The sequence below is a fragment of the Pseudomonas aestuarii genome (assembly GCF_027988105.1).
In the GTDB taxonomy this organism is placed as follows: Bacteria; Pseudomonadota; Gammaproteobacteria; order Pseudomonadales; family Pseudomonadaceae; genus Aquipseudomonas; species Aquipseudomonas aestuarii.
Map to the genome: position 1 here is coordinate 118482 of NZ_JAQJZJ010000003.1, position 24370 is coordinate 142851.

Consider the following 24370-nt stretch of genomic DNA (forward strand, 5'->3'; position numbering starts at 1 on the left):
GTTTCGCGTGCGCGACACGGGTCGACCGCCCCTCTAACATTGTATGGTCAGTGCAGCCTGATAGACTGTATGGGTATTTGCCAAACTTTAGGAGTCTCATGATCAAGAAATGCTTGTTCCCAGCAGCCGGTTACGGCACACGCTTTCTACCTGCAACCAAGGCCATGCCCAAGGAGATGTTGCCGATAGTGAACAAGCCACTGATCCAGTATGGCGTCGAAGAGGCGCTTGAAGCTGGGCTGACGGAGATTGCCATGGTCACCGGCCGTGGCAAGCGCTCGCTGGAAGACCACTTCGACATCAGCTACGAGCTGGAACAGCAGATCCGCGACACCGACAAGGAAAAATACCTGGTAGGCATTCGCCGCCTGATCGATGAGTGCAGCTTTTCGTACACCCGTCAGGTCGAAATGAAAGGCCTCGGTCACGCGATTCTCTGTGCTCGTCCGCTGATTGGCGACGAGGCCTTTGCCGTGGTACTCGCCGATGACCTGTGCCTGAACCTGGAAGGCGACGGTGTACTGACCCAGATGATCAAGCTGTACAACCAGTTCCGCTGCTCGATCGTCGCCATTCAGGAAGTGCCGCCGGAGGAGACCCACAAGTATGGGGTGATTGCCGGCGAGATGATTCGCGACGACATCTACCGGGTCAACAGCATGGTCGAGAAGCCCAAGCCGGAAGATGCACCGTCCAACCTGGCGATCATCGGTCGTTACATCCTCACTCCGGATATTTTCGACATCATCAAAAATACCCCCCCGGGAAAAGGTGGTGAAATCCAGATCACCGATGCGCTGATGAAGCAGGCCCAGGACGGCTGCGTACTGGCCTACAAGTTCAAGGGCCAACGCTTCGACTGCGGTGGCGCAGAGGGCTATATCGAGGCCACCAACTTCTGCTTCGAGAACCTCTACAAGCCGGGCAAGGCTTTTTGAACCGTATTTAGCTTGCGCAGAAAGCCACCTTCGGGTGGCTTTCTGCTTCAGGTTGACGAAAAAGCCAAACCTCGAAACCAAGGTTTCACGGAATTGGCATGGCCTCGGAGCCGGGGCCCAGTGGTTGACCGTAACTGAACTCGACATAGTTGCCCGCGGGATCGCGTAGTCCGCAGTAATAACCGACAGGGTAGGGCTCATCGCGTGGCGCCCAGATCAGGCAGCCCGATTCTTGCGCTTTGGCAGCGATCCGGTCGACTTGCTCGCGGCTCTCCAGAGCAAAACCGAAATGGCTGTAATCGTCCGCGGCCAGGTGCCGTTCCTGCCCCCCCGGCATGATCACGAATATGAACGTATGTTCTTTGCCGGGCTCGGCCATCCAGACGATGCGCGAACCTTTACCTGCCCGCTGGTGGATCACAGCCATGCCGCAGAACTCCGAATAGAACGCCACACAGGCATCCAGATCCGGCACATGCAAGGCCAAATGGGTGAGGGTAGGGCGCATGGCGTTTCTCCTCTTGGTGACACAGCAAGTTTAGGCCTGGGGCAGGATTCAGTGCGATTAGGTTATGCTGGCGGCCTGCTAAGGAGGCTGACCATGACCTATGATTTCGACCTGTTTGTAATCGGCGCCGGTTCCGGTGGTGTACGTGCTGCGCGGTTTGCCGCCGGTTATGGTGCCCGCGTGGCCGTTGCTGAGAGCCGTTATCTGGGCGGCACTTGCGTCAATGTCGGCTGTGTGCCGAAAAAGCTGCTGGTGTATGGCGCGCACTTTGCCGAGGATTTCGAGCAGGCCCAGGCTTTTGGTTGGTCGTTATCCGGTGAAGCGACATTCGATTGGCCAACCCTGATCGCCAACAAGAACCGAGAGATCGAACGTCTCAATGGCATCTACCGCAAGCTGCTGGTCAACAGTGGCGTAACCCTGCTCGAGGGGCATGCGCGACTGCTTGATGGGCATAGCGTGGAATTGGGCGGCCAGCGGTACACTGCCAAGCACATCCTCATCGCCACCGGTGGCTGGCCGCATATCCCGAAAATCCCGGGGCATGAACATGCCATCGGCTCGAATGAAGCGTTCTTTCTCGAACAATTGCCCAAGTGCGTGCTGGTGATTGGCGGTGGCTATATCGCCGTGGAATTCGCCTCGATCTTTCACGGCCTTGGTGCCCAAACCTCGCTGCTCTATCGCGGCGAATTGTTCCTGCGCGGCTTCGACGGCGCCGTGCGCAAGCACCTGCAAGAAGAGCTGAGCAAGCGCGGCCTGGATCTGCAGTTCAACAGCGATATCGAACGCATCGACAAACAGCCCGACGGCAGTCTGCAGGCAACATTGAAGGACGGTCGGGTACTCGTAACCGATTGCGTGTTCTACGCCACCGGCCGGCGGCCGATGCTGGACAATCTGGGTCTGGAAAACACCGAAGTAGAGCTCGACGAGCGAGGCTATATCAAGGTCGACGAACAATTCCAGACCACTGCGCCTTCGATTCTGGCGTTGGGCGATGTGATCGGCCGGGTACAACTGACCCCCGTGGCGCTGGCCGAAGGCATGGCGGTGGCGCGGCGACTGTTCAAACCAGAGGAGTATCGCCTGGTCGACTACCGGACGATTCCTACAGCCGTTTTCAGCCTGCCGAATATCGGCACCGTTGGCCTTAGCGAAGAGCAGGCGAAGGAGGAGGGCTACCGGGTGGAAGTCTACGAAAGTCGTTTCCGGCCGATGAAGCTAACCCTCACCGAATGCCAGGAACGCACCCTGATGAAGCTGGTGGTGGATGCCGACAGTGACCGCGTATTGGGTTGCCACATGGTTGGCCCGGAAGCCGGTGAAATCGTCCAGGGCCTTGCCGTGGCACTGAAAGCTGGGGCGACCAAACAGATTTTCGACGAGACCATTGGCGTGCATCCGACGGCTGCCGAAGAGTTCGTTACCATGCGCACCCCAGTGAGCAGCTGAAATCACCATGCCACAACTTTTCTATCTGGCTGACCTATTCGGCGTAGCCGTATTCGCCATCACCGGCGCCTTGATGGCTGGGCGCAAATCCATGGATCTGTTTGGCGTGCTGGTGATTGCCGTCATCACCGCGCTGGGCGGCGGAACCTTGCGCGATCTGATTCTCGACAATCATCCGGTCAGCTGGATCCGTGACGACACTTATATCGTCATCGCGTCCCTGGCGGCGGTGGGCACCGTGATCTGGGTACGCCTGACCCAGCCGATCCATGAGAAAGGGCTGCTGATCGCCGATGCCTTTGGCTTGGCTGTGTTCACCGTGATCGGCACAGAAGTGGCCTTGCAGCACAACGTGCCACTGAGTACCGCCGTGATCATGGGGGTCATGACCGGTGTCGCTGGCGGCGTGATGCGCGATGTGATCTGCAATGAAATCCCGCTTATATTCAGGAAAGAAATCTACGCCACCGCCTGTATTGCCGGGGCCTTGGTGTTTATCGGCCTGCGTGCACTGGACACTCCGCACTGGGTCGATACCAGCATCGCCATGTTGACCGTGTTGCTTATCCGCCTGGCCGCCATTCGCTGGCGTTTCTCCTTGCCACGCTTTCATTTGCTGGATCGGGACTGAGCATGCTCCAACGCCCGGATCACCTGATGCTGGCCGTTGACGACATTGCCCGCACGGTCGATATCTACCAGCGCGTGCTGGGCATGCGGCATGAGGTCTTTGGCCAAAACCGAAGTGTGCCGGTATTTGGACAGCAGTAATTCAACCTGCATCAGCATGGCAACGAGTTCTAAGCGCAAGCCAAATCACGCGTTGGTCGATCGATGTGGTAATCGAGCACCAGACGCCGTACGGCCTGACTGTCGAGCAAGGACCAGTGGTGCGCACCGGTGCAACAGCTCCAATCGAGTCGGTGTACCTGCATGATCCAGCTGGCAACCTGATCGCAGTGAGCCATTATCTCTGAGTAGCATCAAGCCAAGACAAGGAAAGAGTGGGCGGAACAGTACCGCGAAGTAATGATATAAATTTTTCTGGCAATATAAATTATATATAAAACAGCAGGTTGGCGGACATATCTAGATTTTAAAGAAAGACTTTTTATAGTGCATGAGACAAAAGTTGCAAGCTGAGCAAGGAGGCGAAGGAACTAATTATGTAAATACAGGCGGTGTATTGGGATTGGCGGGGTGGTATATGCTGTCAATCTAATTGTGAGACTTTGCATAAAAAATAATCGGTGCTACGCTCATTTGCCATGGACTAATTGGAATGCCCCAGCCATAAGGAATTGAGATAAGGATCAGCATATCCACTACCTATAATGGGGGGTGGTTATGTCTGCGAAGAGTAGAACCGCATATTTCACAAAGCGCGGCTATCATTTTGGAAATTTATGGTCGGTTTACAGTCTAAAGACTAACCAAGTCATTCAACTGGGTAGCGACAGACAGTTGGCCCACTGGCTTTTGTATTTAGAGTTTTCTCCGTCCGTTGTAAATTTTCGATTTGATACAAGCAGTAAGACTCTCGCCAGTAATATGCTATCCAAACTAGACTATCACTTTGAGGTTATGCCTGTGGAAGGCATGCCTGAGCTCCACTATTTACGCACAGTAGGACACTCGATTAACTATATTGAGAAAGTGCAATCCGCTGCATTGATTAAGTATAAGTATATTGAGTTTAATGACGAAGATTGGCTTCCGCAAAAAGAAAAAATTCTTCCACTTTTAAAAGTATCGAACTTCTTGAACGGTGGGCGACATGTATATATTTCGCCTCAACTAAATGAGGATGCGGTCGGGTACGTTGTGAAAGCGCGAAAAGGTGCGCTGGGTGGGTACCTATCAAGCTTATGCGCTTTTGATTCAAATCTTTGTTTGCTCGTTTTCTGCAGAATGTATTCAGAGCGAAAAATAAACGTGGACTTTGAGTCCAATTTCTTTTCGCGCAATACATTGTGGTGGATAAATGAATAAGGCCATTTCTAAAGAACGCATAAGTTTCGTTGGTTATGAGGTGGTTGATACAACTCTTATGGATGAAAACAATAAAGAGGTTTTCATCCGGCGGAGAGAGGCAGTTAAGCTGCGCCTCGAGGGTATTACCGGAGCAGAAATAAGGAAATTTACCGGAATTCCAGAATGCGAGCAAACTAGACTATTCAAAAGATATACGACTCTTAATGAAAAGGGTGTGTACTTAGGTGAGATCGGGTTAATTCCTTACTATCGAATTGAGCCATACAAAAGATTGAAGACACCGTCAATAAAACATACTGAGAGTCAGGGAGGGCTTGCAGGGGTTCTTGGCTACATTCTAGACAAGCATCCAAGGATAAAAGAGAGATTTGAATCGGAGGTACTTAGAAAAGAACCCAGGTTTGGGCAGGGTGGAAAGTTTAGTAAAAAGGGATTGTGCCAAGTATTCTATGATATCTGCAAGTCAGAAGGTGTTGCGGATGATGAGTGGCCGCTGAACCAGACAAGAGGGGCCCGTAAGACTATTGGCAAGTATATCGATGCTATCCTACACAGCGATTTCACGCGGGCCGCACTTGTTAGTGGCGGCAGAATTGCGTTAACTCACAGCAAGGTCGGAACAGGAATATTTCCGCTGCTAGAGGACTTCGACGTTTATGATTTTATTGAGATTGATTCTTGGCACATGGATGCTTTCTTTGTCCTAAACATTAGTGGTGACAAACGTGTCAAAACGAAAGACGTAATAAGCAAAATCTGGTTAATCGCGGCAGTTTGCAGGCGAAGTAATGCCGTATTGGCGATCAAATTTGTTTTCTCAAGCGAAATTAGATCGCAGGATTTGTACGATCTAATCTGTGAGGCTTATGCCGGGACGTGGTCACCTCGGACCACTTTCAATGTCCGAAATTTGAAATATTCCATGTCAGCTGGGATGCCATGCTACTCAGTTCCGGAGTTACGGCATCATACTTGGGGGAGTGTGTGTCTAGACAATGCCATGCAGCATCATGCAACTAAGATTTACGAACTGGCCCTCCATACTTTGGGCTTTGCGATAAATTTTGGCCCGTTGGAGCAGCCTGCACGCAGGCCAAAAGTTGAGGGTTTATTTAAAAGAATCGCTGCGAACGCAATCCACCAAATTGTTTCTACTACAGGGAGCAATCCTCACGATGGTCGAGTCGAGTCGCCTGAAGAAGCAGCTGTATATTATCAGGTTGATGTAGATGATGCCTTGGAAGTAATGGATGTGCTTACTGCAAACTATAATGGAATTCCTCAAGGGGGGGTGAACAAAGCAAATAGCCCACTTGATGTGCTGCGAGCTTACTGTGCAGATAAGGATTTATTTCTACCGAAAAGTCACGAGATTTACCTAAATAGTATCCCTCTAGGATGTACCAGCACTCAGGCGCGGGTTACAGGCAGTATAGCCAAAGGTATCAGGCCCAGAGTTAAACTAGATCAAGCCATTTATTCCTCTCCCGAACTGGCAAATTCATCGCATTTAATTGGAACTCGCCTACTTATACGTATTGACCCACATGATTATCGTACTGTGGAGGCTTACTTGCCTGAGGGTATCTACTTTGGGACTCTCACGGTTGACGCTGCATGGCGTAATATTAAGCATAGCGTCACGACTCGCCGGCTAGTTAATAGGGCGCAGTCCAAGAATGAGTTTGAAATAATGGAAGGTGAAAGCCCAATTCTAGCCTGGAAAAGGCACCTTAGACTTAACGCTAATGCTAAGAGTAATCGCGAGCTAGCACGACTCAGCAAGGAGGCGGAAAACAATGCAGAGCCTGAGCAGACTGAGTCGCCCATCGAAACACCAGACATGTCGTCTTCATATACATCTGAGAGATGGAAGAACCTAGATATACTTAAGTGAGGAAAATACATGGATCACTCTAATGTCATATTTAGTAGCGACTTCAGACTGAAAACTCCACAGCTATTATCTGTTGTTCAGAATGTCTGTTTCAAGGTGTTGATGCGCAAAACTGGCGTGGTCTTCACCGGGGAAGCTAGAATTGGGAAGACATCCTGCTGCGAAGCATTAGTTGAAGAGATTCCCAAGAGATTCCCTAATGTCTATGTTTTTATGATTCCAGCGATTGGTGATAATTCAAATGACGAGCGCTATTCATCAATCATTCATCAGATGCTGGATTTGGAAAAAATTAAGCCCGGCTCTAGAGTTACTTTCGTACAGCGACAATCGCTATTAGTTGAGCGTCTATTAATTAGAGCTGCCCAGGTAAATGCTCGGCAAATTGTTATGCTGATAGATGAGCTGCAAAGGCTTTCAGCTGCAGACTTTATCCAGCTGGCAGATTTATACAATAAGCTTAGATCTCAAAAGGTAACTCTTACTATCATATCTTTTGCTATGCCATCCATTGATAAAGCTGTTGTTCAGTTTCTTAAAGATAAATCTAGGAATATAATAGGAAGATTGTTGTCTGATATTCGGCCTATGTATGGGGTCACAAGCTTGACACAGCTAACATCTATTTTGAAACTGTATGATGTGCCATCAAATTATGACGGCTCAGAAATATGCCATTGCAGCAATATTTTACCGAAAGCGTACTCGTGTGGCTTCCGGATATCTAGTCTTTCTGAATACGTCTGGCTTGAAATGTCCAGGGTTGCAACAGGGGATTATGTAAATAACCTTCCTATGGAGCATGTGACTCAAGTCGTTCTTTACTTGTTTGTTATTCTGAGTCAGGAGGATAGGAATGACTTATTTGTTCCTCCAGATCTCATAGTGGAGGCGATACATGAAAGCAATTTCAAAGCCTTTTGTCGCAATATCGGAAGATAGTCTGGGTGCAACCGAGCGGCTGTTTTATCCTGAGTGCGGCCCGATGCCGTACGAATCTATTTACTCGATCTATCTGAAGTTTTCGTACCTGAACGGTATTAAGCTATCTGCCGTGGACAGACCCCTTAATATTATATCTGAGCAGCAATGGTCTGGGCACGTGTTAACAAGCTGGCTTGAGTCAAGAGTGGCCGACATAGATAGTCACTTACCGTGGCGCTACGCCCCCTACAAGTACATATATTCCAATAAATTGGGTGAATTTAGATTTTGCAAAGAATGTATTAGATTTGGTTATCACTCGGTGTTTAATAGTATACTTACGCATAATGTATGCGCGCTGCACAAGTGTTCGCTTACGAGGGCCTGTTTTCATTGTGCTGTAGAATATTTACATGGATTTCGACCATGTCAATCTATCCCGCACTTTATGAAAAAATGCAGTGTGTGTGGATTTCAGCGTATAGAGCTCACTAGAGAATTTAGAATGCGTCGCTCGCCTAGGTTACTAAGCTCGCTAGAGGAGTTTGGTCGTCGCCAAGCCGAGTGGTATGAATCAATATTTGATGTTGATCTTGTGTATTTTAACCATTATTGCGAGCAAGATGAGCAGCGCAATTATCTCACAGGGTCGTTTGAAATTTTGACAAAATTAAAAAGCCCAGAAACGCTTGCTGGCTTCTCTCGGGTTATCCAGTCTTGCATTTTTGTAGAATTGGGTCGAGATCGAGATTGCGGTCAATCCTATCCTGAAACGCAAGGAGCGATCTGTGAGCAGCTGGAGGCCCGGCATTTAGGTCGGCACCAGTATTGCCTAAGGTTTTTGAATGAAATGTTACGCTACCCAGATGGTGCAGAAACGACCGTCAATTTGTGCCCAATATCGCTTGCGTACCTAATACTTAGAATCAAAGGAGTCTATGGTAAATGGCCTGTTCCGGGTAGTACCTCTATAAACCTTGCGGGTATGCCTGAGTTAGCATCCTGGGGGCGTATCTCAGATCCTATATCAAATTATCGCGGAGCTTTTCTACTTTTTTTATCGATACTAGGACGCTTGCAATATCATATTTCACAAGGCTGCAGCTTTGCTATTTTATGCCGGCCTGATAAGAGGCATTTGATCGTAGGCGAAACTGAGCGTGTGATTATTAAGAAGGCCACATACTCCTTTAGGTCTATGTGCCAGCGGTCATCTTCTAGAGTTAGGCTATTCCGCAATGGTGTAGGCGGGCCTATTACAGTAATAGTAGAGGCAGACAAGTGCTCTGTTGATGGTTATTTTGGAATCAAGAATGTCATTTTTTAGCTTCAAAAGCTTAGCCCTTACTATTCTTTCTAGGTCGTTTTGATGCTTTCTCCAGAATTTCACAACGAGTACGTAGGCTCGCGTACTGCTGTTCTGATTTAGCATAGAGTATCTGGAGTAAGTCCAGCTCCGATGCCTTCTTGTTGAGCTGTTGCTGCAGGGCACGTTGCTCTCGCTGCTGCTGATTGGCTTCAGTCAGTAAGCTGGCGTTGTCGCGATTTAGCTGGGTCAGCTCGTCCTGCTTGACCATCAACACTTGTTGTAGCTGACGTATTTCTGCTTGAAGTTGGTTGGACTGCGCTTCATAGCGGCGCTGCTCTTGGTCACGCTATTCCTTACTGGCCTGACGGTAATGCTCCATGCCTTCACGAGCATGCTGATGCATGTCCTGGAGCGACTGGAGCTGTTCATCGCGCTCACGTAATCGGTTTTCTAGATCCCGTAGGGCTTGCACCATTCGAGCATTGTCGATTTCGATAGCTTGGCGCTGCAGCTGCTCTTGTTGAGCCAGTTCCTGGGTTGCTTGCAGTGTAGGGCTAGGCTCGAGCGCTGCGACTCGAGATCCCGCATCCGGGTATCAAGCACGACGGATTGGTGTTGAACTGCCGATCGCTCACGCGCCAAGGCATCGTGCCCTTGAGCCACAGACTGCTGCGCTTCTTGCTTCAACTGGTCCAACAACTGGCCGATCAGGTTCACATCGACTTGTATTGTGTCCCCGCTTCGGTCAGCCACCACGCCATTCTAGCTGGTTCGGCCTCCAGGCAGCCACCGCTCACCGCGGCATCAACCAAGTGAATGAGCATGCGTTCGCCGGGGCGCCTATAGGCCGATCCCTCCGCCTGACCACGGTCGCCATCACCGCGTCCTGATGCTCGGCGGCATGGGCATCCAGTGGTTTCAAAATCTCGTTGATGGATACTGCTTTCCGATCAGTACGTGGTAGTCCTGATTTTTCACCAAGGCGTGCGAGGCATTGCTCGCTATACACGCACGCTAGGTAACGACAACCCTCAAGCATCGCGCGCGGGAGCTGTTGTGAAATTTTCCGCTGTGTCATGAACAGCTGGCTGCGCAACGCGATCGTTCGACGGATCGCTCAACTGCGCTGCGGGTTCGAGCAACTGACTGGCGCGGCTGTCGAGCAATGCACCCGTTTGAAAATAACCCATCACCGTGGTCACGCTGCGGTGCTCGGTCATCGCCATGACTTCCCCCAGCGGTACGCCTTGACGTCCGGCCTCGGTGACAAAACCTGAACGCAGGCTGTGCGCGGCCCAGTCACCGACTAGTCCGGCCATTTGGGCCCGGCGCTGAACGATGCGTGCGACCTGATCAGGCGATAGGCCTGCAGTGCCGACCTTGCCACCCTTATACATTCGACGGAACAGCGGGCCGGATTCGGCAGGTGCAACGTCCAGCCACGCTGAGAGCGCTTGTGCTGCCGGTCCACGCAGCGGTTTCTCGCGGCGCATCCCGCTGGTGTCGGTTTTGGTCGTGCCCAGTGCGTAGAGCCAGGTGCCAGCATCCAATCGGCGTACATCACCGACCTGCAAGCCGACCACTTCGGAGCGCCGACGGCCACCGCCACTCCATGCCAGCAGGAGGAGGGCGCGATCACGTACCCCGCGCGCGCCGTCGGTGCAAGTGGCGAGCAGCGCTTGCAACGGCTCGAGGACGATGGCGGTTTTCTTGCGCACCGACACGCCTTGACGCGACTGGGCCTTACGCGCCTCGCGCAGCAGGGTCTTCAGTGCCGGTGCTTCGGTCGGACTGTCCCAGTTATTAAGCCGGTGCCATTTACCGAGTACCGCCAGGCGATGGCTGACGGTGTTGTAGGCCAGCGCCCCGGGTTTGGCTTTGACCTTTGCCGTGATGAGTGCAGCGTCGATGATCGGCGGCAAAAGGTGCACCCATTCGCCGTCGGCCGTCGGGCGAGCCAGGTGGTCAACCACAAACTGTACGGCCACCGTGGAGGGCAGGGCCGCATCGCCTAGCGCCTGGCCGTAACGCAGCTGCAACCAGGCTGACCAGTAGGCGAGGCCGCTGCGGTAGCTACGTACCGTGTTGGCCGCCGTGCCGGCGACGATGAACGCTGCTGCGGCTTCCTGGGCGTTAAGCGCCAGGAAATATGGGTCTAACGGCGTTTCGTCGATCAGGGCTAACTGATCTGTAATATTTAATACGTTCAACGTATTATATTTCCAATATCGTTCAAATAAGGTCGGATAATCTTTAATTATCAGACCTAATATAGCCAGAGGTGACCCGTGGCGATAGGCGTACCCGAAACTGACGTATTCGCTGCTGCAGACGCTGTGCTTGCCCGAGGGGAGCGACCTACTGTTGAGCGAGTTCGGCAGGAGCTAGGTCGCGGTAGCCCGGCACGAGTGGGAGGGCTGCTCGATCAATGGTGGATGCGGTTGACTGAGCGGCTGAATGGCGAGACCCGCCTGCCGGCCCTGCCGAGCGAGGTGTCGCAGGCCTTTGTCGCCATCTGGCAGCAGGCAACACACTTGGCCCAGGGTGCCGCTGAACAAGCGCTGGCTGAGCAACGCCAGGTGCTGGCCGCCGAGCGCGAGCAGCTCGCGGCGCTTGAAGACCAAGCCCGCCAGGATGCCGCCCAGTACCGCCAGCTGGCGGCCGAGGCGATGGCCGGCCGCCAGGCGGCGGAGACGCGCCTGGCCGATCTAGAGTTGCTGTTGGCCCAGCGCATGGCACAGATCGAGGACTTGCGCCAACAGCGTGAAGAGCTAGTGCGCGAACGAGGCGAGGCGCAGCTGCACGCCCAAGGACTGCAGCAGCAAGTGCAGGATCTGGCGCTCAAGCTCGAACAGGACCGGGTTGACCACGCGACCTACGTGCGCGGCGTTGAGGAGCGGGCCTACCGCGAGATCGACCGTGCCCGCGAGGAGAGCAAGAGCCGCGCTGTGCAGCTTAAGGCAGCAAGTCGGCAACTGGACGACCTGCAACGCCGCCTGGAGGCGCTGCACAACGGACTGAGCGAAGCGCAGCAACAGGCGGCAGCACAGCAGGCGCGGGCCGACACCCTGGCCCAGCAATTGTTGCAGCGACCTGCTGGGGCGGGGGTAAAGCCCAAGATGCGCAAACGCATCACCTCGGCCTCTAAGCGCTCAAGCTGAGTAGGCGAGGGCGGCGGCATCGTCTGCAGCCGAAAATTCAGCGCCCTGCGCAATTTAAAATACTGAGCACATTCGGTGCATCTCTGGATGCCAGCGGTAAGCCGCATGACTTGGAGAAAAAGCGCCTGTCGGAAGTCATCGGGGCGTTGAACGATATCTTCGGTGCCGAAGTCAGCGATGACGACCAACTGCAGTTCCTCACCTGCATCGCCCAGCGCATCAGCCGCCAAGAAGACGTGATGGCCCAGGTGAGCAACCACTCGGTCGAACAGGTGATCTACGCCTGTTCCCCAAGCGGGTGCTGGATACCGTACCGGACGCTATGACCGACCACGAGAAGCTATCGCTGGAAGTGCTGGATAACGAGACCAAGAGCCGGGCGTTTGCGCTGGTGATTTTGAAGATGCTGAAGTCGGCGGCTGGCTTGGAGCAAAGCAACAGCGCCGGTTAACTCGGACTTTTAGCGCCAGTATCTGTCAGCTTTGCTGCAGCTCTTCGACCTTAGGCAATAGGTAGGACGGCTCGCAGGCAAGCTCGCCTGCGATCCGATAAAGCTTCTCGACGGTGATGTTTGCTTCGCCTCGTTCGATACGCCCCATGTAGCTGCGGTCAAGGCTGCAGGCCAGCGCGAGTGCATCTTGGGAAATCCGGCAGATCTTTCTCTGCGCCCGGATGCGTTCCCCTAACGCTTTCGCCAAATTATCCATGACCGTCTCAATTCAACTTGAGGCGGCACTATCGTGCGTTTGCGGATCCATAGGCCACGGACTATAATCCGCATTTATCCGCTATTACTCTTCTGGTGTCTCAATGAAATCGGCCTCGTTCATCTTTGACAGGCGTCTGTATGGGTTGCTTCAAGAGGAAGGCCGCACAAAGTTCACGATCCGTGAGTTGCGTGATGCTTATGCCAAAAGTCTGGAAGGCATGAACTTCCGTATAGCCGATGTGCGCCGCTATGTGTATGAGCAGATCCGTCGATTGCTGCGCATGGGCTGGGTTGTGCTTGATAAGGATCGACGTGTTCGAGGACAGGTCTACCACCTGCAGCCAATTCCGGCCCATCTGCAACTGGAGCTAATCGACAACGGTTTTGAGAGCAGTCTCAAGACTATCGAGGTGCCAGAGCAGGAACCTTCAGCGACAGAATTGCAGGCTTTGCCGATCAAGTCTTCAGCCAATACGGATCAGCAGTTGGAAACTCTTCACAAGGAAATTCGCTTGGATTTCCTGTCTTCGATGGGCGAGGCGGAGCGCTACAAGCTACTTTTGGACGAGATGCCGCATCTGCGGGACAAGGTTGAAGGCGATTACCTGGAGGCCAGAGATCGTAGTTCGCGTCTACATGGGCATCTTCGCGCCATCGAAAGGACCCTCAAAACGCTTGCCACAACACAATGAGCGGAACGCTGAGAGACTGGCAAAAAAGCTGCATCAACAAAGCGCTGGAGCACTTTAACGCCACGCCGCATTTCTTCTGCCAAGCAACGCCGGGGGCCGGGAAAACACGTATGGCTGCGGAACTGGCTAGCCGACTGCTTGACCAGGACAGAATCGACCTGGTGATGTGCTTTGCGCCATCCTGCCAGGTCATTGAAGGCTTCCGTTCGACCTTTGCTGCGGTGCTTGGCCGGCGTCTCGACGGCCAGATAGGTGCTGTGGGGGCGGCCTACACCTATCAGGCTATGGAATACCGTGATGAGGGATTCTGGCAGCTTCTTGATGACTATCGGGTGCTCGTGGTCTTCGATGAGATCCACCATTGTGCCGGCCATGATCCGCTGCTCAGCAACGCTTGGGGACTGCAGATACTGCATCGAGTACAGGATCGCGCTGCCTTCACGCTGGCGTTGTCTGGCACACCCTGGCGTTCGGACGACAAGGCTATCGCCCTGGCGCGTTACTCCACGCCCGAGGGGCATCTGATCTGCGATTACCGTTATGGCTTGAAAGACGCCATTACCGACGGCGTTTGCCGATCCCCCCGCATTGTCCTGCTCGATAATCAAAAGGTGAAACTCACTGAAGCACTGGGTGCGGACAGTTCTGTAAGACTGTTTCCCAGCATTGCCAAACTACTGGGGGAATCACCTATCACTTACGAAGAGCTGCTGCGCCATGATGAGGTGATTAATCAAATACTTGCCCTTGGCTGCAGCAAGCTCAATGAGCTTCGCCAGATCAAACCTGATGCAGCCGGCTTGGTGGTTGCCACCGACATTGAGCACGCTCAACAAATTGCCTTAGCCCTAGACACCAGGGGTGAAACTTGCCGCATCGTAACTAACAAAACCCCGGATGCGCAGCACGTGATCAATGCGTTTAGGCATAGCGCCTGCCGCTGGATTATTGCCGTGGGAATGATCAGCGAAGGCACCGACATACCTCGGCTACAAATTTGCTGTTACCTGAGTCGTATCCGCACCGAGCTACATTACCGTCAAGTACTTGGGCGGGTACTTCGGCGCACAGGTGAATCTGATCACCTGGCATGGCTATTCATGCTGGCGGAGCAAACGCTACAGGGCTTTGCGGAGCGAATAGCAGATGACTTGCCGGATGACCTGGCGGTGCTGAATGAGGTGCATATGCCAGCTACCACTCCAGATTCAAAGCAGAGCTTGATTGATGTTGGCGGCAACCTAGATGACGTAGATAAAAGTATTGGATTCGGGGCTGAGCAGACTGTTCGTTCGGGGGATACGAGCTTCATGACCCTGGCAGGAGTGGTAGCTGAGCCAAGCTATCAAGTCAGTTTTTCTCAACATTACAGGCAGCAGTTGCTGGCTTGCTTTTGAAGCTGTGCCCACACGGCAGTCACAGAGAGCGCTCTACGATTTGCGCTAGGTGACTGGGTTTGGAGCACGTCGCACGCTCTGGTCGGCCTCAAGAATAAACGCGTCCACGGCTGTCTATTGCAAGTAGAACGCATCTTCGGTGGACCTAGCCCTAAATATTTTTTGGACATGAGGGGCTCCATCAACAGATTTGATTCATCAGCCCCACCCGAGTCGAACTGTATAAGTAGGCCGTGAAATGAAAGTCTGTCTCTCATTTGCAACGGTGAGCGGCAGCGCAGCTTTCCAGCTCCTAGCGGTACTGACATAACTTACCAATCAGATGCGCACTTCCAGCATATGGCGCAATATTTAGTGACATATTACGAAAAGGAGATGCTTATGGACGAGACTACCCCCGGTCGAGGCGGAAAATCCAAAGTAGCCTCCATCAAAGGAGAGGTCAGGCCAGGTAAATCTTGTTCCGCAACCGGGTACTGCAAGGCCACGCAAGTGGCGAAAGGCTCTGATACCTCCAGGAAGACATTCGTGACTACTCTTCTCACAGGCGGAGCGTCACCAGATGATCTGGGAGCGGTGTATCGCGTGACCAGAGAAGGGATCACGATTGCCGCCCTCACTGAATTCACGAATTCGCTCAAAATGTTCAATAGCGGCTATCTGCTGATAGTTCTGACAGGCCTTTCAAAACGGACCATTCAGCGGCGTCAGCAGAAACCAGCAGAGCCATTGAACTCAGAGCAGAGTGCCCGAGCACTCCTGGGCGCTCAAACCTTAGAGCAAGCAATCAGGGTGATCGGTACACCTGAGTTGGCAGAGGGTTGGATGTCAAAGCCTGCCATTGGTCTTGATGGCTGGAGACCCATCGACCTAATGGATAACGCGATCGGCATACAGCTTGTGAGCGAGTTCTTGACCCGCCTGGAGTACGGGGTTTACCAGTGATCATGAGACCAGGCCGCGACGAACTGCGCGAGCGCGTCAGGGTCGCCATTCAACGCACCCGCCTTGGTCGTCCAGTAAAGAGCGTCATCATGGTTGGCCTGCGCGGCGTAGGTAAAACCGCTCTGCTGAACCAGATGTTCATGGAGGCAGAGGCGGCGGATATTTGCGCGATCTACATCGAGGCGCATGAAAACAGATCCTTGCCTGCGATCCTCGCTCCCCAGCTTCGCATGTCGCTGCTGCGCTTGAGCCGTCTTGAGGCAGCCAAAGATTCGGCTGTGCGCGGGCTTAAGGCTCTGGCCGGCTTCGCCAAAGGCTTGAAGGTGAAATTCGGGGATATTGAGCTGGGAATCGATTACGACCCCGAACCCGGCTTGGCAGATAACGGCGACTTAGAGAGCGATCTTACGACCTTGCTGGTCGAAATCGGGCGTGCGGCAAGAAGTGCTAAAACGGCGCTGGTGATCTTCATCGACGAACTCCAGTTCGTGAAGGAAGAAGAACTAGCCGCGCTCATCACCGCGCTGCACCGGGTTTCCCAGCTTGGGTTGCCAGTCATGCTTATTGGCACCGGATTGGCGCAACTCCGGGGGCGGGCAGGCAATGCCAAATCCTACGCAGAGCGACTTTTTGACTATCCGACAATTGGCCCTTGAACTACCCAGGCCCAATAATCTTCCGGCCCTCATATGAGGCGCGCTCAAACGCCTCGGCTTACCATGGGCCCGATCAACGGCGAGCAATGAAGGCGGCGGACACCCCTGGTCGACGCCTGACAACAAAAGGCCCGCAGGCATGAAGTCTGCGAGCAGACCAGGGGTTGGTGGTTAACCCCCGTAACCGTGCCGTAATGCGCTACGTCGGATGGCGAGCCCTACCATCAAGAGCGACTGCATACGGCAGACTGCCGGTTTCGACTGGCTTGATCATGAACAGCCACCATTTTTCGGGCGTCCGGGGCCAGTGGATTCCCCAACATTTCAGCCCTAGGCAGGAGCACCTTGCTCAGTTTGCAAGAGTACCAAATCAAAAAAGAATCGAGTTTCGGAGTCATCACGAGCCAACCAATCTGGAGATAAAGACTGCGGTGATAGCCAGCATTTTTCTCGATGGCGCCAAGGGAAGCGCTCGGTGGGGTTTCAAACCTGATGCAAGCCGGATTTATTGGCAGGGACCATTGGTAACGCGAAGACCCCTGCGACTTTCGGGGCAGCGAACACCATCGGCGTCCCCGACGCTTGCGCCCGCAGCGGCAGGATTTTGCTCGGTCTCCCGGATTACATTTTCGACGGCAGACGCCGTGCCAGAGTCCGCTTCGGCGTACCCGACCTGACGGAAACGACTGCCGTGATTGCGAGCCCCTGTCTCTCTGGAGTGACGGGCACGCACGTGCTGTTCGACGGTGAATACGCCCGGCGTGTAATCCAGCTTTTCGCTGACATCTTCACCGATGCGTTGCAGCTGGCAGCCGCAGGCGTACTGGGTGTTCGACTTCAGTGCCAGCACGCATGTCCATAGGCTCGGTGGCGTGCCAGATGTTATCAATGCGGATCACTGGGCAAGCCCACGGACAAAGCGGGCGCATCCTTCAGGATCGGAGGCTGGCCATTTCACCGTGACCGATTGCTCGCCAAGCGGTAGCTCGATAATCACCGATGCTTCAGCCGGCCGTTTAGGCGTAGCCCTCAATGGAACGAAAGCCGGCAACGCCGCTGGTGGCTGATCTCGGTAAAGTGGTAGCCACTTGCGAATGACGTTGGCGTTGATGCCGTGGCTGATGGCAACGCTGGAGTCGGTCGCACCGGGTTGCAGGCACTCCTGAACAACCTGGGCCTTGAACGGTTTGGGGTAAGAGCTTCGTTGGCGCATGAAAATCCCGGCGATAAGGGCTATCGCGTCCGCTTAAAAATACGCGGCCACCATCGCCCTTAATGCTGGAGTTCGGAAGGTGACTTGGCTGGACGCTTACGACTTATTTCCTTCTTCGGGGCGGCCGAGAACATGGTTCTCAACCGGCCCGATAACCACCTGTGAGGTGTTTACTTCGCAGCGGCCCGAATAGCAGTGATGGTCGTGTTCGGCAAGATGATATCTGGATTGATATGGATCTCGATCAGCGCCGGCTTACTTGCTGCCTGAGCGCGCTGGAACGCCTCGGCGAACTGCACTATTGCGGTCGCGTACTCGGCATGAGCGCCATAGGCTTCGGCCAGGGCGACGAAGTCCGAGTTCTGCAGCTCAGTCGCGACGATCCGGATCGGGTATTCGCGCTCTTGGTGCATAGGGATGGTGCCGAACATGCTGTTGTTGACCACGATCACGATGATGTTGGCGCCGTAATGCTTGGCGGTCGCCAGTTCCTGACCATTCATCATGAAGCAACCGTCACCGGCGAAGGCTATGACGGTACGCTTCGGATCGATGAGCTTGAGCGATTCAGGTCAGTGATCCAAGGATCATCTCTTGAGTCAAGGTTATAACATGTTCAAACGAAGGTTGGGGCTCTTGGTATTTCAAGTTCGGGAGTTCGTTAAGCATTGCGATTATAATTATAGATTTTTCTTTTATCTTGGTAGGGTTGAAGATGCTCTCTTTGACGCCATGAAGAATTATGCGCTCCAGCATTTTGTGGTAGGCATTACGGATCTCATTAATGACCTGTTGTTGTTGGTCGTTAAGATTTCGAAATTCAAGGCGGCTCACTAAATGACGCTGCTGATATTCAGCATTAAACTGTAAGTGGGCGTGGGTATAGGCCAAGAGGCTTTCCAATGGACCACAACTCCTCGGTACAGCCATCTCTATGGCGTCAAGCAGGTCTGATTCGTGTTCATCAATCAACTCGAACAGTAGGGAGTTTTTGCTCTTTATGTGATTGTAAATGGAGCCTGCTTGCACGCCTAATTCACCGGCGAGTTTGCGCAAGCTAATACTATGGAAGCCTTTTTCAGCAAAAAGCGCCAGCGCAGCCCTCCTGACTTTTTGATGGGGAGATAGGGCCGGCGAGCAGGGAGACGCCTCCTTTTGCGTTATCACGCTGCGCTGACCTTCATGTAAAAATACCTACTATTCGGTTTAAGAGGTGGCCCACAGTTCCTTAGGCACGATTATTAAACTCACTCAAAAAACAATTAAGGGCCTGAGCACTTTTAGTCTCTAGTTAACGCGAGCGCTACACCCTGGCCGCCACCGATGCACAGGGTTGCCATGCCTTTCCTGGCATCCCGGCGAATCATCTCGTGGAGCAGGCTGACCAATACGCGGCAACCGGACGCACCAATTGGGTGGCCTAGGGCGATAGCACCGCCGTTGACGTTGACCTTGTCGATATCCCAACCTAACTCCTTGCCGACCGAGATGGCTTGAGCTGCAAAGGCCTCGTTGGCTTCAATCAGGTCAAGGTCGGATAGGTTCCAGCCCGCTTTCTCCAGGCACTTTTTGCTCGCCGACACCGGGCCTATACCCATGATAGCCGGGTCTACTCCTGCGCTAGCGTAGGCTTGGATAGTGGCCAGCACTGGCAGGCCGAGTGCCTTGGCCTTGGCGGCACTCATCAACAACACCGCGGCGGCGCCGTCATTGATGGTCGAGGCGTTGCCGGCGGTGACACTGCCATCTTTCTTGAAGGCGGGCTTGAGCTTTGCCAGCGACTCGGCGGTTGTTTGCGCGCGTGGCTGTTCGTCAGTGGCGAAAAGCAGGGGCGCGCCCTTGCGTTGCGGGATCTCCACCGGGGTGATCTCATCGCTGAAACGCCCCGCTTCGATGGCGGCACAGGCCCGGCTCTGGGAGCGTACGGCGTAGTTATCCTGCTCTTCGCGCGTCAGTTTGTAGCGGTCGACTAGATTTTCCGCAGTGATGCCCATGTGATAATTATTGAAGGCATCGGTCAGTCCGTCCTGCAGCAGCGAGTCCGCTAGCTGGGCGTGGCCCATGCGCAGGCCGGTGCGAGCCTTGGCCAGGACATAGGGTGCCAGGCTCATGTTTTCCATGCCGCCAGCGATGATCACGTCTGCGTCGCCACAGCGGATTGCCTGGGCGGCCATGCTCACGGTTTTCAACCCAGAGCCGCAGAGTTTGTTGACGGTCAGCGCGGGTACGCTATGTGGCAGCCCGGCGTTGATGGCCGATTGTCGTGCGGGATTCTGCCCGCATCCAGCAGTGAGGACTTGACCTAGGATCACTTCATCGATGCTGGCTGGATCCAGACCGGTTTTCTTGAGCAGGGCGCGGATGACAATACTACCCAGCTCAATGGCGCTGACATTGGCCAAGCTGCCTTGGAAGGCGCCGATGGCAGTACGGGTTGCGGCTACGATGACGACGTCTTGCATGATTGGCTCCGAATAAAAGACATGGTGCAGCGACTTTTCGAAGTGTGCACCACGTTGCCAAATGGCATAAATCTCGCCGCTCGGCGGCTGGGCCGCCGATGTGGCTATGACGCAGACACTCGCTTTAGTGGCGGTGCACCGCGTCGTTTTCAGTCGACCAGCACCTAACTGCCGGTGGATGTGTGCAGTTCTTCGAGGGTGTGATGAGCGTTGGGATAGATGTTGTTCATAATTCGCCGTTCCTCATAGCGTTATTAGGCGGACAGCTCGTTGCGCTGAAGTCTGCTTAGGGCTCGCGCCACACGCGAGCCGGATTCACGGCCCAGTACCGCGCAGATGCGCTGACCGGCGGCGATCAGTTTGTTCAGGTCGACAGCGGTTTCGATGCCCAGGCCATTGAGCAGATACAGCACATCCTCGGTCGCGACATTGCCGGTGGCACCTTTGGCGTAGGGGCAGCCGCCGAGGCCGGCGACCGAGCTGTCGAACACCTCGATGCCTTCCAGCAGGCTGGCGTAGATATTGGCCAGGGCCTGGCCGTAGGTGTCGTGGAAATGCCCAGCCAGCTTGTTGCGCGGGACCTTGCTGCCGACTACTTCGATCAAGCGCCGGGTTTCTCCGGCAGTGCCGGCACCGATGGTGTCGCCGAGGGAGATCTCGTAGCAGCCCATGTTGTAAAGCTCGCGGGCCACATCCGCCACTTGGGCCGGGGCGATGCTGCCCTCGTAAGGGCAGCCGAGCACGCAGGACACGTAGCCGCGCACGCGAATGCCCTGTTGCTTGGCGGCGTCCATCAATGGCAGAAAACGCAGCAAGCTCTCGCTGATGGAACAATTGATGTTCTTCTGCGAGAAGGCCTCGGAGGCGGCGGCGAAGACGGCTACTTCCTTGACTCCGGCCGACAGTGCTGCTTCGAAGCCCTTGAGGTTGGGGGTCAGGGCGGCATAGGTCACGCCGGGCAACTGCTGGATCTGGGCGAACACCTCGGCGCTGCCAGCCATCTGCGGAACCCACTTGGGCGAGACGAAGCTACCGACTTCGATATAGCCCAAGCCTGCGGCGGACAGATCGTCGATCAGGCGCACCTTGTCGGCCACGCTGATCGGTTGTTTCTCATTCTGTAGGCCGTCGCGTGGGCCGACTTCGACGAGCCTGACTGTTTTTGGAAGGTTCACTCAATGCCCTCCAACTCAACCAGGACGCTGCCTTCGCTGACCATCTCGCCTTCGCTGCAATACAGCGCCTTGACCGTGCCAGCGTGGGGCGCGCGGATGCTGTGTTCCATCTTCATCGCTTCCAGCACCACCAGCGCGGTGCCGGCCTCGACCCGCTGACCGGTTTCGACCAGTACGCGGACGATGCTGCCATTCATCGGCGCCGTCAGGCCACCGTGCTGGCTGTGGCTGGCTTCGACCTCGGCAATCGGATCGAGCTGGCTGATGGCGTGCAAGTCGCCCTGCCATTCCAGGTAGAGGGTGTTGCCCTGGCGGATGGCATGCAGGCGCCGTTGTAGTACGTCTGGCTGAACCTCGGTGTCTCGCGGGCTGCTGCACAACAGCGTCTCGCCCTGTAGTCGGGCGACGCCGCAGGCGCGCACCTTTTGCGTGACGCCGTCGCAGGCCAAGTGCAGGTCGATTTCGGTCGGCAGGCCGGCGCGCCAGCCACTGGTGCCGGCCCACGGCGAATGGAAGTCTTCGTGCTTGCGCCGTAGCGGCTCGCTCTGGGCAAAGGCGTCGCCAGCCAGTTGCCAGAACTCGGCGGGTAACTCGCTTGGCGGCGGCAGCAGCTGCGCTTCGTAGCGCGGGATAAAGCCGGTATCCAGCTCGGCGTCGGCGAAGGCCGGGTGGGCCAGCACGCGACGCAGAAACGCCAGGTTGGTCTTGACCCCGCCAATGCAGGTTTCATTAAGCATGGCCAGCAGGCGCAGGCGTGCTTCCTCGCGGTTGTCGCCCCAGGCGATCAGCTTGCCGAGCATCGGGTCATAGAAGGGCGAGACCTCGTCACCTTCGGCTACGCCCGTATCGACGCGGCGACCCGGGCCGGCCGCGGGTTCGCGGTACAGGCTCAAGCGTCCGGTGGACGGCAGGAAGTCGTGCTCCGGGTCTTCGGCATACAGGCGCACTTCGATGGCGTGGCCGATCAAGGGCACCTGCTGCTGGGTCAGCGGCAGCGGCTCGCCACGGGCGACGCGGATCTGCCAGGCGACCAGGTCGAGGCCGGTGATGGCCTCGGTGACCGGGTGCTCGACCTGCAGGCGGGTGTTCATCTCCATGAAGAAGAAGTCGCCGCGTTCATCCAGCAGAAACTCCACGGTGCCGGCGCCGACATAGCCGATGGCCTGGGCGGCCTTGACTGCGGCCTCGCCCATGGCGCGGCGCAGTTCGGGGCTGAGGCCCGGCGCCGGCGCTTCCTCGACCACCTTCTGGTGGCGACGCTGGATCGAGCAGTCGCGCTCATTCAGGTACAGGCAGTGGCCGTGCTGGTCGGCAAATACCTGGATCTCCACGTGGCGTGGTTTGAGTACGTATTTTTCCACCAGCATGCGCGAGTCGCCGAACGACGACTGCGCCTCGCGCTGGGCGCTGGCCAGGGCTTCGGCCAACTCGCTCTCGCGCTCGACCACCTTCATGCCCTTGCCGCCGCCACCGGCGGTGGCCTTGAGCAAGACCGGGTAGCCGATGACTTCGGCGGCGGCGCGGAAGGTTTCCAGATCCTGGGCCTCGCCGTGATAGCCAGGCACCAGCGGCACGCCGGCGGCGTCCATCAGCGCCTTGGCCGCGGACTTGCTGCCCATGGCGTCGATGGCACTGGCCGGCGGGCCGAGGAACAGCAGGCCGGCGGCTTCGATGGCGCGGGCAAAGCCGGCGTTCTCGGAGAGGAAGCCGTAGCCCGGGTGGATGGCCTGGGCGCCGCTGGCCTGGGCCGCGGCAATCAGTGCGTCGATGCGCAGGTAGCTGTCGGCCGGCTTGGCGCCGCCCAGGTCGATGGCGATGTCCGCCTCGCGCACGTGGCGGGCGCTACGGTCGACGGCGCTGTGTACCGCCACGGTGGTGATGCCCATGGCCTTGGCCGTGCGCATCACCCGGCAGGCGATTTCGCCGCGGTTGGCGATCAGCAGGGTGTCGATGTGCTTGCTCATGCTTGTGGCTCCTGCCGGAGGGATTGGCGTTTATCGAGCCAGCTGTCGCACTGGACGGTATGCAGCACTAGGTCGCGAGGCATAGTCATTGTGGCTCCTGCCAGCTGGGCTTGCGTTTATCGAGGAACGCGCGCAGGCCTTCCTGGCCTTCGGCGCTGACGCGGATGCGGGCGATGGCGTTTTCGGTGTAACGGCGCAGGGCCGGGGTGAGCACGCCGCTGGCGACTTCCTTGAGCAGGTCCTTGCTCGCCTGCATCGCCTGCGGGCTGTTGAGCAGCAGGTTGGCGACCCAGTCGTTGACCGCGTCGTCCAGCGCCTCGGCCGGGTAGCTCTCGGCCAACAGGCCCAGTTCACGGGCCCGCTCGCCGCTGAAACGTTCGGCGGTCAGGGCATAGCGGCGTGCCGCGCGCTCACCGATGGCCTGCACGACGAAGGGGCTGATCACCGCCGGGGCCAGGCCGATACGCACCTCCGACAGGCACAGTTGCGCGTCGTCGGTGCCGATGGCCATGTCGCAGCAGGCGATCAGGCCCAGGGCGCCGCCGAAGGCCGCACCCTGGACCACGGCCAGGGTCGGAATCTTCAGCTGGTAGAGGTTGTGCATCAGCTCGGCCAATTCCCGTGAATCGGCCAGGTTGGCGCTGTAGTCGAGGGTCGCGGCGTGCTGCATCCAGGCCAGGTCGGCACCGGCGGAGAAGTGCTTGCCGCGGCCGCGCAGCAGCAGGAAACGCAGGCTCTTGTCGGCCTGCACGTCATCGAGGGCGAGGATCAGCTCGCGGATCATCTCGGCGTTGAAGGCGTTGTTCTTGTCGGCACGGTTGAGCCAGAGAGTGGCGAAACCGCGCGGGTCTGTTTCCAGTTCGATGGTGCTGAAGTCGGTCATGGTCTGTCGCGTTCCTCGATGCTGCTGTTTGTAGGAGGTCCTACCTCGGGGCGAAGCTCTGGCTTCGAGCAGGCTGTCGCCTGCGTT

The 24370-nt window shown here is 55.6% G+C and carries 24 protein-coding genes and 2 pseudogenes; 13 read left to right on the forward strand and 13 right to left on the reverse strand.

Translation table 11 applies throughout. The annotated features are described in order from the left end of the window. The first annotated feature begins 98 nt into the window (after positions 1-98). The gene (gene galU, locus PH586_RS07520) at positions 99-938 is read left to right on the forward strand and encodes a UTP--glucose-1-phosphate uridylyltransferase GalU (protein WP_238044405.1); all 840 of its coding nucleotides are present in this window, start codon (positions 99-101) and stop codon (positions 936-938) included. Positions 939-1023: 85 nt separating this feature from the next. Here the strand turns inward: galU and PH586_RS07525 are convergent, their stop codons facing one another. Continuing rightward, positions 1024-1446, reverse strand: a complete 423-nt coding sequence (locus PH586_RS07525) for a VOC family protein (RefSeq protein WP_271347144.1) — start codon at positions 1444-1446, stop codon at positions 1024-1026. A gap of 93 nt (positions 1447-1539) precedes the next feature. Here PH586_RS07525 and gorA point away from each other — a divergent pair, with 93 nt between their 5' ends. The 6 genes from gorA to PH586_RS07555 all read left to right on the forward strand — a co-directional run bounded on the left by gorA (position 1540) and on the right by PH586_RS07555 (position 7735). Then, positions 1540-2901, forward strand: a complete 1362-nt coding sequence (gene gorA, locus PH586_RS07530) for a glutathione-disulfide reductase (RefSeq protein ID WP_271347145.1) — start codon at positions 1540-1542, stop codon at positions 2899-2901. Positions 2902-2908: 7 nt separating this feature from the next. Beyond that, on the forward strand, positions 2909-3532 hold the full coding sequence (locus tag PH586_RS07535; RefSeq protein WP_271347146.1) for a trimeric intracellular cation channel family protein: 624 nt from the start codon (positions 2909-2911) through the stop codon (positions 3530-3532). A gap of 26 nt (positions 3533-3558) precedes the next feature. After that, entirely contained in the window at positions 3559-3672 is a 114-nt protein-coding gene (locus PH586_RS23675; RefSeq protein ID WP_408636814.1) for a VOC family protein, read from the forward strand. A gap of 576 nt (positions 3673-4248) precedes the next feature. Continuing rightward, positions 4249-4893 (forward strand): hypothetical protein, encoded by a 645-nt coding sequence (locus PH586_RS07545; RefSeq protein ID WP_271347147.1) that lies wholly within the window; start codon positions 4249-4251, stop codon positions 4891-4893. Beyond that, positions 4886-6793, forward strand: coding sequence for a hypothetical protein (locus PH586_RS07550; protein ID WP_271347148.1), 1908 nt, complete (start codon positions 4886-4888; stop codon positions 6791-6793). The genes PH586_RS07545 and PH586_RS07550 overlap by 8 nt, the downstream gene beginning before the upstream one ends. Before the next feature lie 9 nt (positions 6794-6802). Next, on the forward strand, positions 6803-7735 hold the full coding sequence (locus tag PH586_RS07555) for an ATP-binding protein (protein WP_271347149.1): 933 nt from the start codon (positions 6803-6805) through the stop codon (positions 7733-7735). A 1319-nt stretch (positions 7736-9054) separates the two neighbouring features. On the opposite strand, the gene PH586_RS07560 is transcribed toward PH586_RS07555, so the two are convergent. The 3 genes from PH586_RS07560 to PH586_RS07570 form a co-directional block, all read right to left on the reverse strand. Next, complete coding sequence (locus tag PH586_RS07560) at positions 9055-9294, reverse strand: hypothetical protein (RefSeq protein WP_271347150.1); 240 nt, start codon at positions 9292-9294, stop codon at positions 9055-9057. Between the two features lie 445 nt (positions 9295-9739). Further along, positions 9740-9850, reverse strand: coding sequence for a hypothetical protein (locus PH586_RS23680; protein ID WP_408636791.1), 111 nt, complete (start codon positions 9848-9850; stop codon positions 9740-9742). A 207-nt stretch (positions 9851-10057) separates the two neighbouring features. Next, a complete protein-coding gene (locus PH586_RS07570) occupies positions 10058-11236 on the reverse strand; it encodes a site-specific integrase (RefSeq protein WP_271347151.1) in 1179 nt (392 codons plus the stop codon). 78 nt (positions 11237-11314) lie between these two features. On the opposite strand from PH586_RS07570, the gene PH586_RS07575 reads away from it, so the two are divergent. After that, positions 11315-12187 carry a DNA-binding protein gene (locus PH586_RS07575; RefSeq protein WP_271347152.1) on the forward strand — a complete coding sequence of 291 codons (873 nt, stop codon included), beginning with the start codon at positions 11315-11317 and terminating at the stop codon, positions 12185-12187. A gap of 92 nt (positions 12188-12279) precedes the next feature. Next, positions 12280-12638, forward strand: a pseudogene (locus PH586_RS07580) (type I restriction endonuclease subunit R); the annotation flags it as partial. A 25-nt stretch (positions 12639-12663) separates the two neighbouring features. Here PH586_RS07580 and PH586_RS07585 read toward each other — a convergent pair. Next, positions 12664-12894, reverse strand: a complete 231-nt coding sequence (locus PH586_RS07585) for a helix-turn-helix domain-containing protein (RefSeq protein WP_271347153.1) — start codon at positions 12892-12894, stop codon at positions 12664-12666. A 103-nt stretch (positions 12895-12997) separates the two neighbouring features. Between PH586_RS07585 and PH586_RS07590 the strand changes: the two genes are divergently transcribed. The 4 genes from PH586_RS07590 (at position 12998) to PH586_RS07605 (ending at position 16586) form a co-directional block, all read left to right on the forward strand. After that, entirely contained in the window at positions 12998-13588 is a 591-nt protein-coding gene (locus PH586_RS07590; protein WP_271347154.1) for a hypothetical protein, read from the forward strand. Beyond that, complete coding sequence (locus tag PH586_RS07595) at positions 13585-14985, forward strand: DEAD/DEAH box helicase (protein ID WP_271347155.1); 1401 nt, start codon at positions 13585-13587, stop codon at positions 14983-14985. The genes PH586_RS07590 and PH586_RS07595 overlap by 4 nt, the downstream gene beginning before the upstream one ends. Positions 14986-15366: 381 nt before the next feature. Next, a complete protein-coding gene (locus tag PH586_RS07600) occupies positions 15367-15930 on the forward strand; it encodes an antitoxin Xre/MbcA/ParS toxin-binding domain-containing protein (protein WP_271347156.1) in 564 nt (187 codons plus the stop codon). Between the two features lie 2 nt (positions 15931-15932). Then, positions 15933-16586, forward strand: coding sequence for an ATP-binding protein (locus PH586_RS07605; protein WP_271347527.1), 654 nt, complete (start codon positions 15933-15935; stop codon positions 16584-16586). Positions 16587-17307: 721 nt separating this feature from the next. Here the strand turns inward: PH586_RS07605 and PH586_RS07610 are convergent. The 8 genes and pseudogenes from PH586_RS07610 to PH586_RS07645 form a co-directional block, all read right to left on the reverse strand. After that, positions 17308-17418 (reverse strand): annotated as a pseudogene (locus PH586_RS07610) (IS66 family transposase zinc-finger binding domain-containing protein); the annotation flags it as partial. 63 nt (positions 17419-17481) lie between these two features. Then, the gene (gene tnpA / locus PH586_RS07615) at positions 17482-17799 is read right to left on the reverse strand and encodes an IS66-like element accessory protein TnpA (protein WP_271347157.1); all 318 of its coding nucleotides are present in this window, start codon (positions 17797-17799) and stop codon (positions 17482-17484) included. A gap of 170 nt (positions 17800-17969) precedes the next feature. Continuing rightward, positions 17970-18353 carry a thiamine pyrophosphate-dependent enzyme gene (locus PH586_RS07620; protein ID WP_408636815.1) on the reverse strand — a complete coding sequence of 128 codons (384 nt, stop codon included), beginning with the start codon at positions 18351-18353 and terminating at the stop codon, positions 17970-17972. Positions 18354-18366: 13 nt separating this feature from the next. Further along, positions 18367-18966: a TetR/AcrR family transcriptional regulator gene (locus PH586_RS07625; protein ID WP_271347158.1), complete on the reverse strand. Its 600-nt coding sequence runs from the start codon at positions 18964-18966 to the stop codon at positions 18367-18369. A 113-nt stretch (positions 18967-19079) separates the two neighbouring features. After that, positions 19080-20261, reverse strand: a complete 1182-nt coding sequence (locus PH586_RS07630) for an acetyl-CoA C-acetyltransferase (protein WP_271347159.1) — start codon at positions 20259-20261, stop codon at positions 19080-19082. 254 nt (positions 20262-20515) lie between these two features. Beyond that, positions 20516-21436, reverse strand: a complete 921-nt coding sequence (locus PH586_RS07635; RefSeq protein WP_271347160.1) for a hydroxymethylglutaryl-CoA lyase — start codon at positions 21434-21436, stop codon at positions 20516-20518. Then, positions 21433-23400: an acetyl/propionyl/methylcrotonyl-CoA carboxylase subunit alpha gene (locus PH586_RS07640; protein ID WP_271347161.1), complete on the reverse strand. Its 1968-nt coding sequence runs from the start codon at positions 23398-23400 to the stop codon at positions 21433-21435. Before PH586_RS07640 ends, PH586_RS07635 begins: the two co-directional genes overlap by 4 nt. Before the next feature lie 85 nt (positions 23401-23485). Further along, entirely contained in the window at positions 23486-24283 is a 798-nt protein-coding gene (locus PH586_RS07645) for a gamma-carboxygeranoyl-CoA hydratase (RefSeq protein ID WP_271347162.1), read from the reverse strand. Positions 24284-24370 lie beyond the last annotated feature (87 nt).